This is a genomic window from Pseudomonas paraversuta, from assembly GCF_904067025.1.
GTDB lineage: Bacteria > Pseudomonadota > Gammaproteobacteria > Pseudomonadales > Pseudomonadaceae > Aquipseudomonas > Aquipseudomonas paraversuta.
On sequence record NZ_CAJFDA010000001.1, the window covers coordinates 2,863,194 to 2,875,101 of the forward strand.

At 52.9% G+C, this 11,908-nt stretch carries 9 protein-coding genes; 2 read left to right on the top strand and 7 right to left on the bottom strand.

Annotated features, from left to right (window positions below):
- Nucleotides 1-749 precede the first annotated feature (749 nt).
- On the top strand, nt 750-1,268 hold the full coding sequence (locus tag JQ848_RS13005; RefSeq protein WP_003446052.1) for a GNAT family N-acetyltransferase: 519 nt from the start codon (nt 750-752) through the stop codon (nt 1,266-1,268).
- A gap of 192 nt (nt 1,269-1,460) precedes the next feature.
- Here the strand turns inward: JQ848_RS13005 and JQ848_RS13010 are convergent, their stop codons facing one another.
- From JQ848_RS13010 to JQ848_RS13040, 7 genes are all read right to left on the bottom strand, one after another.
- Nucleotides 1,461-2,339 carry a serine hydrolase domain-containing protein gene (locus JQ848_RS13010; protein WP_202210809.1) on the bottom strand — a complete coding sequence of 293 codons (879 nt, stop codon included), beginning with the start codon at nt 2,337-2,339 and terminating at the stop codon, nt 1,461-1,463.
- A 212-nt stretch (nt 2,340-2,551) separates the two neighbouring features.
- A complete protein-coding gene (locus JQ848_RS13015) occupies nt 2,552-4,195 on the bottom strand; it encodes a GMC family oxidoreductase (protein ID WP_161719429.1) in 1,644 nt (547 codons plus the stop codon).
- Between the two features lie 221 nt (nt 4,196-4,416).
- A complete protein-coding gene (locus JQ848_RS22985; RefSeq protein WP_161719431.1) occupies nt 4,417-4,602 on the bottom strand; it encodes a hypothetical protein in 186 nt (61 codons plus the stop codon).
- Nucleotides 4,603-4,710: 108 nt separating this feature from the next.
- Nucleotides 4,711-5,781: a glycosyltransferase gene (locus JQ848_RS13025; protein ID WP_202210810.1), complete on the bottom strand. Its 1,071-nt coding sequence runs from the start codon at nt 5,779-5,781 to the stop codon at nt 4,711-4,713.
- 70 nt (nt 5,782-5,851) lie between these two features.
- Complete coding sequence (locus tag JQ848_RS13030) at nt 5,852-6,832, bottom strand: IS5-like element ISPa41 family transposase (RefSeq protein WP_014003920.1); 981 nt, start codon at nt 6,830-6,832, stop codon at nt 5,852-5,854.
- Nucleotides 6,804-7,589: a hypothetical protein gene (locus tag JQ848_RS13035; RefSeq protein WP_202210811.1), complete on the bottom strand. Its 786-nt coding sequence runs from the start codon at nt 7,587-7,589 to the stop codon at nt 6,804-6,806. Before JQ848_RS13035 ends, JQ848_RS13030 begins: the two co-directional genes overlap by 29 nt.
- 484 nt (nt 7,590-8,073) lie before the next feature.
- Nucleotides 8,074-9,747: a glycosyltransferase gene (locus JQ848_RS13040; RefSeq protein ID WP_235972474.1), complete on the bottom strand. Its 1,674-nt coding sequence runs from the start codon at nt 9,745-9,747 to the stop codon at nt 8,074-8,076.
- A gap of 1,191 nt (nt 9,748-10,938) precedes the next feature.
- Between JQ848_RS13040 and JQ848_RS13045 the strand changes: the two genes are divergently transcribed.
- Entirely contained in the window at nt 10,939-11,751 is an 813-nt protein-coding gene (locus JQ848_RS13045) for a zinc metalloprotease (RefSeq protein WP_202210812.1), read from the top strand.
- The last annotated feature ends 157 nt before the right edge of the window (nt 11,752-11,908 follow it).

The following is an 11,908-nucleotide window of genomic DNA, read 5'->3' on the forward strand; positions in this document are numbered from 1 at the left end:
AATACTCGATCCGTGGCATCAGGGAAAACGTCTTGAGCACTGCGCGATGACTTCCCGCCCAGTGACACGCAGCAGGCAGACGAAAGCCCCGGCGGCACTGGACAAGCCGGTGAAGCGTCGAACTCCCTGACTTTCCCGCGCCCATAAAAAACCCCGCAGACTTGAATCTGCAGGGTTTTGAAGGTGCAGGTCGAAGCCGCAATCGAACCGGCACCGGCGATTTTCGATCCACAGATATTATCTTGAAAATCAGCCAGTTATTGAAGAAATCCAGCCCATGAATGGAGCAGATTTACGAGCCGCTACGTCAGACTGATCGCTGCGGCCAGTCCAGAGGCAGGTGTTTGTGGACAGTCGGGGGGGCTTTTGATTGCCGGGGGGATTCACATGCCGGCCATGGCACTGCTGCCATCATTTTGCTCGAGTTTTTCACCGGGCTTGATTTCAGTAAACATGCCAACTCCTTTGAACACCGGTAAGTAAGTCACTTTAAAAAGTAGCATATAGCCATACTGCAAACTTATTTAGCTCAAGACGTTTTGACTTGCCTGCCATTGTAGCGAATGACAGGGATCAGGCATCTCCCGCCTCAACAATGGGGCGTTTTTTCGTAAGCTCGGGTTGTGATGAGTTCAGTGATCACCACAACCACTCAACTTGATCATCCGGGCGCATGGTGCCTCCAACTATTATTCAATACTGGTTTTCCAGTATGACCGCCCTCCCATTCACATCACCAAGGACGACCCATGCCCGCGATTATCCGCCTTGCTGTACCGGAAGATGCACAATGCCTGCCCGCCATTGAAATCTGCGCAGCTCAAGCATTTCGCATGATTGACGAGTTGAGCTGGCTGGCTGATTCGCCCCCGATGTCCATCGAGCGCCATAACCAACTCATAGCGCTATCGACATGCTGGGTTGCACTTGATGCAGAAAGTCGACCGCAAGGATTTCTCAGTGCTGAGCGCCACGGCAATGATCTTCACATCCATGAATTATCAGTGATGCAATCGATGCAAGGACAAGGCACAGGGCGGCATCTGATTGAGGCCGCGAAGGATTATGCACGGTCAAACCGACTGGGTTTCGTGACGCTCACGACGTTCACAAACGTGCCATGGAATGCACCATTTTACGCCCGCACAGGCTTTCGGACTAAAGCTGCCACAGATCTGGACCCGAGGCTGGCGGCGATATTGCGCGAGGAGTACAGGTACGGATTCGCCCCGCACAGCCGCTGCGCCATGGTCTGGCCAGTGACTTGAATACAACCCTTTGAGGCTTCCTGGAGGCGCGGGCAATGTGAACGGCACAGTTTGTTACTGGTAAATCAGCAAGTTATTGCCAATCAAATGCCGCAAAAGCTTTAGCTTGATGCGCCTGAACCCCGAGCCTGTAATGCAGTGATACGGCGATTATGGCGTTGGCGCCCAAAGAACTTGGACAACATCATGCTCCTACCGCAAATCTTGTAACAGTTGCCCAACAACGAGGGCTTCGACAGCGCCTTCACTGGTGCCAGTGCAAAAAACAGCGCAACAAGCCGATGAATCACCTTTGCAGGTACGGTACACAGCAATGACGCTACCAGGGCCGCAACCTGTATGTCCGCTGAGGGTAAAGCCCCCTTCGATCGAACCCAGCATCAACCCCAGGCCGTATCCCGGCGTCATCCATGGACGTCCCGGAATCGGGCCACCCAATGCTTTTGCTATCTGCATGTCCTGGAGCAAGCCCGAAGGGAGCAAATGCCCCGCGAGAAGCCGGTCGAGGAATAGTGCTGCTTGCGAAACAGAGCCGATCAGCAAGCCATGATAAACCCAGCCGGGGTCATAACTTGATGTGCTCCCAAGGCAGGAATCGGGTAAATCTGCCCGGGTTCTAGCGAAGCGAACGTTCGAGAGGCCCAGCGGCTTCAGTGTGTATCGACTCACTGCCTCTTCGAGCGACAGATCAGTCACCTGTTCAATAAGCCTGCCGATGAGCAGGTAGCCAACATTCGAGTAACGCCAACCGGCTCCGGGGCTATATCGAAGCCGGGCACCATCAAGGCGCTGCATCATCTCGTCGACTGTCCAGGCGGCCTCACCGTTGGCGACGGCGGCGTGATAATCCGCAAGCTCGGCATAATCGGCGAGCCCTGCTTCATGTCGAAGCAGTTGGCGCAACGTGAAAGGCTGATCAAGAATCGAAGCGTCCAGTGCGACCCGGCCATCACGCACCAATGACAAGGCGGTAGCGGCCAGGACGGTCTTCGTAAAGCTCCACCAGGGCACCGCCGGCTCTGATCGACCGGACATTGATTGCTGACCATTTGATACACGTGAGCTCAGCATTGACTTCCCTGAATTGTTGAGCAGATTGACAGCCCGACAAGATATCCCATTCACCTCCACGCGGGAGGGTGAAAAGTCAGGCTCCGGCTTTTGCAATGTTCTGAGTGACTGGATTGTTTGGGCCAACCCGACATGGACATCCATCAGGTGATTCAGCGATGACTCCCACGCCCCTCTTGCACCATTTGCCAGCAGACTGAAGACAGTAGACGTCACAGATACAGAGGCGCCAGCGGCGCGTGCCCCAAGACCAGATCGGCGCCCTTGTCGCCAATCACCACGGTCGTGGCATTGGTATTGCCGCAGATCAGATTGGGCATGACCGACGCATCGATTACCCGTAAACCCTGTACCCCGCGCACACGCAGATCAGGCGTGCAGACGGCCATCGGGTCATCGGCATGCCCCATACGGCAGGTGCCCACAGGGTGATAGGCAGTGGTGAGCAAAGGCTCCATCCAGTCCAGCCATTGTTTGTCGGTCTGCACCTGCGGGCCGGGTCGGACCTCAGTGTCGATCAATCCGGCCAGCGCCGGCTGTTTCGCCATGTCCCGTAACCAGCGCAATGACCAGATCAGCGCACGACGGTCACGCGCGTCGTGCAGATAGTTCATGGTGATCGCCGGGTGTTGATCCATGTCGCGGCTTTTGAGTCGTACATGGCCGCGTGAGAACGGCCGCCCCTGAAAGGGCCCCAGCGTCATGCCCTCGAAACGGTCCGGTTGCGCGGCCTTGTCGCTGTCGCCATCGCTCTGGCCGGTCATCGGCAGGCCGAATACCTGAATATCGTTATACGCCAGATCGGGATCGCTCTTGAGGTAGCAGCCGAATTCCGCGGGCGGGCTCGTCATCGGCCCGGTGCGGCTCGCCAGGTAACGCAGTACCGAGCCCGCCAGACCCACGCCACGGAACCGGCTGTTCATCCCGCACACGCCCGGTTTTAACCTCCAGCACAACGGCGCACTCACGTGGTCCTGCAGGTTTTCGCCCACCCCGGGCAAGTCCACCACAACCGGGATACCCAGAGCCTGTAACTGCGAAGCCGGCCCGACGCCCGAGACCATCAGCAACTGAGGCGACTGTACGGCCCCGGCGCACAGCAATATTTCGCGCCGGGCCTTGGCGAGGTGGCGGCTGCCATCAGGCAGGCTGTATTCCACGCCGGTTGCGCAGAGCCCTTCAAAAACAATCCGCTGCACCATCGCCCGCATCACCAGCTTGAAATTGGGTCGGCGCAGGGCCGGCTCGATCGCATTGCTGGCAATCGAGGAGCGCCGACCATCACGGAAATTGACCTGAAAGACTCCCGCACCCTTGGCCTGACCATCATTGAAATCGTCGACCCGTTCCAGGCCCGCCTGTACGGCGGCGTCAACCATCGCGTGCGTCAACGGGTGCACTGCCGGCAGGTCGCTCGCCGAAAGCGGACCGCCCCGGCCATGCCAGGCATTATGAATGCGCTGCTGATCTTCGGTTCGCACAAAGTGCGGCAACAGCTCCGGCCAACTCCAGCCCGTGGCGCCCGCCGCGACCCAATCGGCGTAATCTTGCTGGTGCCCGCGGATATAGATCATGCCGTTGATCGAGGACGAGCCGCCGACGAGCTTGCCCCTGGGCATCTTCATGCGGCGGCCGCCGGCATACTTTTCCGGCTCGGTCTTGTGCATCCAGGAAAATCTGGGGCTGTACGTCATTGCTCCCCAACCTGCGGGCATTCGGACTAAAAAATGCTTGTGACTGCCGCCGGCCTCCAGCACCAGCACCCGGTAGCGGCCGTCTTCGCTGAGACGCGCCGCCAAGGTGCCGCCCGCCGAGCCGGAGCCCACCACGATAAAGTCAAAGGCGTCCGTCAACATTGATCTCCTTGTCATACGTTTAAAAAGCACCCCTGCACTTCGCCGGATCGGCTCCTGCATGAACCCGGAGCCCGGGCCTTTCAATCCTTTCACAACCACCCCTGTCGGTACTTACCTCTTTCGGACTAACCGGGCTCAAGGGCACAGCGTGGGCCACCCTCCAGCGCGTAATGTTGTTCACGGAATATTGCCAACCCTCTGCGAAGGCTGAATAAAAGGCTTTACGCAGCTTGCCGCAAGAAACCGCAGCCGGTGTTCGAGGCCCTGGCTTCGCGGTACTCGACATGGTTAGTCCGGCCGGCGAACTGGATCAGGCCACGCTCACGATGCTTCTGACCGGCGCCATCAGTCCGGGGCGTATTGCCCAAGCGCCTTGCCTGGGAGCCGGTGCTGCGTGGTAATGGCATTGCTTATCTCCAGGCAAAAAAAAGCCTGCACTCGGCAGGCTTGATGTTTATAGACAACACTGGGGGGGCAAGATCACATAAGCAGCACCTACACCCGCACAACGGCCCTTAACTGAGCAGTTTGAACGTCAGCGACTTTAGTGGGATGACACCTTTATGCTGTCGCCCGCCATGAGCAATCTTAATGGCATACCTGAATGAACCAGGTTCATGAGTTATGCTATGAACTCGGTAGACCCCCGGCTCAAGCTTGGAGTACTGGTCGTTGAACACTTTTGTCCTGTCTATACGAACGATCTCTACCCGCCTAACGCAATCAAGCGGGCGTCCGGCAATTTCGCTGGCAGAGATAAAAATACTCCCGGAACCACTGGAGTTAGTATTTTCAAATACGGTTCTCTCGCCAAAATCATTGTTATAGCTTTCTCCGCCGCTCAAATTCTTGACAAGCCCCAACCACTTTTGGCCAACCAAATCTGGCGAATAACGGTTTGAACTTTCAATTCCGCCTTTTGCCAAATAATCAAACAGTGAATTATCCTGCGCCAACTTAACGATTTTTGCAGCACACTCCTGCTCGCTATTCACAAGAAAACCGTTTTCACCGTTTTGAATAATTTCTTTAGGCCCATAATTGGCGTCAAACGAAATAACAGGTGTCCCAACAGACATCGACTCTAGCAAACTGAGTCCAAAGCCCTCTGACAACGAACTTGACAGCGACGCACGAGCCCGCCTGAAAACGGTGTCAGGGTTCCGCGTGTACCCCTTCATGAAAACACTACCTGAAAGGCCCAGTTCCAGAATCAACGCTTTTAGTTCACCCTCTAACGAACCGCGCCCCCAAATCTCCAGCACCAGTTCCGGATCACTCTCGACGGCAAGTTTGAAAGACCGGATAACACGACCAATACTCTTTACTGCGTCAAGTCTTGCAACCACCACAAACAGCTTCGGCTTTCTTTTGACAACAAAATCGTCTTTAAATATAGTTGTAGAATTTGGTATTACCGATATTTTCTGACTGTCCCCAAACTGCCGCCCTATGTCTACTTTCTGGCTCTCCGTCAACAGCACCAGGGAGTCACAGACCTTGGCATTATCAATGATCAGCTGACTTCTAGGGATGCTCCGATCAACTTGTCGTGCAGCCGCGGCAAGTTGCAATTTTCCAGGCACCTACAGCGTCATTGGACGAAAAGTGACCGAAAAATCATGTACGGAGAGCTTTTTCGACCGGTTCTCCGTGTTAAACGCGAACCTCACCCATACCCATGAGCTGTTTTCGAACCCTCCACAGGTTTGCCAGGGCGAACAGCGTGGTCAACTGAGCCGTGTTTTTCATCAGCCCACGAAAACGTACTTTCACGTAACCAAACTGCCGCTTGATCACGCGAAACGGATGCTCGACCTTGGCCCGTGTCTGAGCCTTGCAGAACTCGATCTTGCGCTTGGCTTTGTACAGTACGCTGCGCTGGTTCAGCTTGGAATAGGTGCTGCGACGCGCTGCAATCTGCCAGATCACCCCCCGATTTTCATGCTCTTCGCGCCTTTCGACACCGGTGTAACCGGCATCTGCATACACGGCGTTTTCTTCGCCATGCAGCAGTTCAGCCACCTGCGTGACATCGGCCACATTGGCAGCGGTGCCATGGACGTGATGCACCAGGCCGGACTCGACATCGGCACCGATGTGCGCCTTCATCCCGAAGAAATACTGACCGCCTTTCTTGGTCTGGTGCATCTCGGGATCACGCTTGCCTTCTTTATTTTTGGTCGAGCTGGGGGCATGAATAATGGTGGCATCGACTATGGTGCCTTGGCGCAGCGACAGGCCTTTTTCCTGCAGATAACCATTGATGACCGCAAGGATTGCCGGTGCGAGCTGATGCTTCTCCAGCAAGTGCCGGAAGTTCATGATCGTGGTGTCTTCGGGGATTGGCGCGCTCAGCGTCAGGCGTGCGAACTGGCGCATGGGCGTGATTTCGTAGAGCGCTTCTTCCATGGCCGGGTCGCTCAGGGAGAACCAGTTCTGCAACAGATGGATGCGCAGCATGGTTTCCAGAGGATAGGGTTTTCTACCGCCGCCGGCCTTGGGGTAGAACGGTTCGATCAGCTCCAGCAGGCCTGCCCAGGGCACCACCTGATCCATTTCGGCGAGGAAGCGCTCTCGGCGGGTTTGCTTGCGCTTGCCGGCGTACTCAAAGTCGGAAAAGCTCATCTGGCTCATGGGCGGCTCGGATCAGGTGTTGCGGGGATTCTCGCATAACTGAAGGCTTGTTCGGAGATTCCCTAGGTTTAACAGAGCTGCCATACACATAAGGATCGGAAAAGTGATTGCCATGCAGCGTCAGGACCTTTGAGGCCTTTTTAGACTTAATATTTGTTACCACATCACTGGCTGTGGAGGCATCTGCAATAACTACTGTATGAGAGCCATTCTCAGAAAGTTCTTCGAGCCAGTGTGTACAAGCGTCTTCTCTTGCCTTGAATGTGTATGTCAGGGCAGGCGAAATATTCAATTGAAATGAAACCGAATTTCCGGCTTTGTCCAGTAGTTCACGAGCAAAGATTACCCCTGCACTATTGAAAAACTCAACGGACTGGAGTTCCGTCGCCCCAATGAACCTGGACCGGCGCACTGGAACTGAAAGCGCAGGCGTAACGGAGAGCTTGCTCAGCGGCGGTTTTTTCTTAAGCTTTGCGAGAGACTCAGACAAAGCGCCGTAATAGAAAAACATATTAAATACAAGAACGTCCGGGTCAAGCCTGCCATCTCGTCTCAGCACTTCGACTGAGTTGGCTAACCCCGAATCATAATCAATTGACACAACATATGAATTCAGCCCACTTCTTCCAAGCACCCCAGCTCTATTGAGCGCTGCTCGCGTCACGCCGCCAGCCGTAGCAGACAATCTATTAAGAACCGATATCACTTGAGTGCCAGTAAGATCCGACCCTTTCCTTCCCAGCAATGCACCAAACATCTGCCCGCGCCCCCCCTGATCCATAGGTAATCAATCATTATGCCATCACTCCAGCCTAGGGCACAGCCACCAAAGCTTAATCCCCTCGCCAGGCGTTGATGAGGTTGTCTGCGACTACCCAAAAAATGTCGCCAAAAATAATTTTGAGCAACAACTAATATGGGCAGTCAACCCTGAGACCACTCACTCAACTGCCCCCCATTACCACCACGTGCTTGATGCTCATCTATGCGACCCAAGACCAGTCGACCAACGAAGCTGTGGATCTCAAGAAGATCCTTAACGGCAATTCAAGGCAAGAGTCAGGTCATTTTCCGCTGGCGCCCCCAGATGACCGCCACCTCTTGCGGGGCCTAAGCACTACTAATTCCTCTTTTCCTGCAAATTTTGGCCTACGCCCCGCTCTGCGACTCAAGCTCAATGAAAACGGGCTGAGGGACATGCTGCGGGGCGGCGCCAAAGATAGGCCGGCGAAGGGTAAGTATCAGGATAAAAGCTTGAATTCGACAGAATATCTTGGAACAACACCCTTATATACATTAGCCCCCTGAGCAAACTTCAGCAGTACACGCCCATCGTCTTCAAATTGAAGATGATGAATATTATATACACCCGGCTCAATCAGGCACGCCGCACCGCCTACCTTTTTCGATCGATCAACCCTGACGACCAGAAGCCTCCGGTAAATCGACAACTCCTCCTTGGTATACGACGTAAGTATAATATTTCCACCGACACTTGAAGCGGCATTACGAATACTGACAGAACCACTTGCCGTTTTCGCCCTCCATTCAGGCGCGGTCAACTTATGTATTAAACTGACCCACTTATCCGCCACCTTTGAAGGACTATGTTCATCAGCCGTTTCCACCCCAGCTGAAGACATCGACGCATGATTGACATCGTCTGCAGCCAGGCCAAGAATTTTTTTAGCCATTTCCTGCTCATCGCCTACCAAATAACCATTCACGCCATTTTTAATTAACTCTACCGGGCCATAATTCGAAGACAGCGATATGACGGGACATCCAAATGCCATTGATTCAAGGATACTTAGGCCAAACCCTTCCGAAACCGAAGCGGATAGCGAAGCCCTGGCCTGAACAAAAACTTCAGACACCGGATTTGCATAACCTCGCAGGACGACCTGCTCACTCATGCCACTAGCGTCGATGAGAGCCTGGATATGCCCTCCCCTGCTTCCATGCCCCCATATATCCAGGCAAAGACTGTTATTTTTGGCCAACGCAATCTTGAATGCCCTGATAACCAATTCAATATTTTTAACGGATTCCAAGCGCGAAACAACGACAAATGTGTTGCCAGAGCGCGTCAACGGCGGCGGAGTATCCTTACTCACCGAGTTAGGTATCACTGCCAGATTATTTAGACTTGGGAACTGATTGACCAAATCCACCCTCTGGGCATCAGTTAAAACAACTAATGCGTCACAAAACCTGGCATTACTAATAATTTTCCCACTTAGACCTGTGACTTCACTGCCGAACACAAAGGGCCTGGCAAAATGATTGCCATGTAACGTCAGGACTGTTCTGGCATTGACTGCCGTTACCTTGGACACCGCATCAGATCGACTCGAGGCATCTGCTATAAAAATAGTGAACTCCCCGTAGCTCGATACCTCGTCAAGCCAATAGATATAAGCGTCATCCCTTGTCAAAAAATTGACTAGTTCTCTGCCCGGAATATCTAGCTGAATACTTACCACTTCACCGGTCGCATCCACTATTTCCCGTGCAAACACCCAGCCTTCCGAGTTCAAATACTCATTTGAGCGAAGTCCCGAAATCCCTACATACCTGGAACGCCTTGAAAACTCAGCCCCTTCCGGGTCAGCAAAATAGTCTGAAAGAGCCCCAGCCCCCACACCAGCCCTGGAGAGTTTTGCAAAGTAAATGAAAAAATTTAAAATTCCGACCGTACTACCCAGTCGCTCATCACTGCGCAGCGCTTTGATCGAATCAAGCAAGAGGGGATCATACTCTACCGTGGCTATTATCGAGCGAAAGCCGCGCTCAGCAAGTGATTTTGCCCTGGCCAAGGAAACTCGGGTTACTCCCCCCGACTGTGATGAAAGCTTATTTAAAACAGATATTATTTGAATATTATTTGGACGATCGAACAATAAACCGGACACTTAAGATCTTCCCTGAATGGTGTGATTTAGCATGCATTATGGCTAGATTGGGATCATAGGGGCAATAGCAGGCCGCCCATCATCCTTTTAACTCCTTGCTTTGTGGGGTTAAGCCTGTGGGTACCTGCTGAAGCTGACCACCCCAAAGGCGCAGAGCCGATTCGCCAACCCCGACTAATCGACCTGCTTCGATGAAGCTGTAGTTTTGCTTTAGTACGAGCTCCTCAACCTCGCGTTAAATTTCAGCTATAAAGACACGACGTAAATTGGTCATCTGACACCTCGATAGGGCGAGTATTGTCGTCTAAATGAGCGGCCGGAATCATCAGGCCACTATCCTTAAGCGTCTTCGTCAGACAAATTCAGGCAATAAAAAACCCGACACATGGGTCGGGCCCTTAAGGTAATCAATAGCGATTGGGTCAGGATATAGACGTATTCAAATCAAGGTAGTCATGACCTGACCAAGTCATCTGAATTAACCGAGCACCTTTGAATCCTTTGGACTCGCTGAGGTATCCAGCCTGCTTACACAAAGCCACGAGATAAAGGCACTCAGGCTCCTCCAGGGACTTACCGCTACCGCTAGCGGTCCACTTTTCCGCAAGATGATTAAACTCAATACCCTTATGATCAGCGTAAGCCTGCACCAGGGCCAAAAGATGCTTCACATGTTTCAAATTTCTTCTCATTCCAACTCCACTTACTTTTCCATCCGCAAAAATGCGGAAGCGCAGCATAACAGCACGGTATTAGCATGCACATAAAGTAAAAAATACAGCTTTCAGTTGGACCAAGATAAGTTCATAGCGCATAAATAACACGCATCAGCTAATTTACGAGGCAGTCAAGCGGTATCAATAAAAATTTCTTAGGCGTCAAATATCTCAGTGGCATGGATAACTGGACTACCCCAGTCTGGACACCTGACTTATCTATAGTGAATGGATATGCGCTCCCGCATGACTGGAAAAAGGGATTTTCCGCTTGGGATGATGTGAATCCATCGACCTCCACTTTGTTAAAAGCAACCCTACAAACTCCAACGGTTACCTCAAACCGCTCGCCAGACTACCTTTAACAGCCTTCAAGCCACCCTTGAAATCTAACGGCTGACGGCTAGTTTTTTCCTCAGCATCACCGTCCCACCCATACGTTTATCAACGATGCTCACCATGGAGAGGTTCAATTATGATTGCCCCTAAAAAAATCCCCACCCGCTCAAAAAAGGCTGGCGCGCACTTTGGGCCTGTTTGCCAATGTGTACCGGCACATAACCGGTGGAGCCCGGAAACCCAAAAGCAATTGGGATACCTGTCGAAGATGGGATTTAAAGCCGAGTTCGTAGAGGTGGTGCCAAAAGGCTTCATCATCGAGCCGAACGGCCGTCGTATCACGGGTCAACACGTCGAGGAGTTATGGCAAAACTACCAACAAAGTGAAGAGCATAAAAAAGGTCGGGCTTACATGGCGCCAGACCCTTGGTACATTGCCTCCCCCGCGGCAGTGAGCAACGTCAAAGTGTTTGTTAATGATATTTTCAATGCTGGATGGAAAGATTTTATCCAGGCGGCGCTAAACGAATGGAACAACCCCGACCTGGAGTCTTGTATCAATATTCAGTTTGTCGATACTCCCGATGAAGCCAACTGTCAGGCAAATATGTACTGGACAGAGGACGGCCAATTGGGATGGGCCGAATGGCCATGGGGCTACCAGGTCGGCGTGTCGGTCGATATTAATTACTTCTATTACGAGCAGTTCGGAGCTGAAATTTATTACAACACCATCGTTCATGAAATGGGGCACGCCATGGGCCTGACGCACTCAGGAGGCGAGGATAGCAGCTTCCCTGTTGGTTTCCCTGACCTGTTAGTGCCCGGTACCAGCCCCGAGCCGAACCCCAATGACGTGATGTACACCTCCGGCCACGAGTGGAAAGGCTTTTCTGCTGATGAAAGAAAGGCGATCAAGCATTTGTGGCCAGCCTCCGGTAAACGTTGACGAGTTTGAGGGGCATATCCAAACGTGTGATATGCCCCTCATGTCCACCCCTGACTTGCTGCCGCCTAAAATCTGTTACTTAGCTGTTTGGGCTTGCGGGCCAATATTAGCCTAGGGCTGCGTATTACCAACTACCGCAAGCGGACGCTTGTAGCCT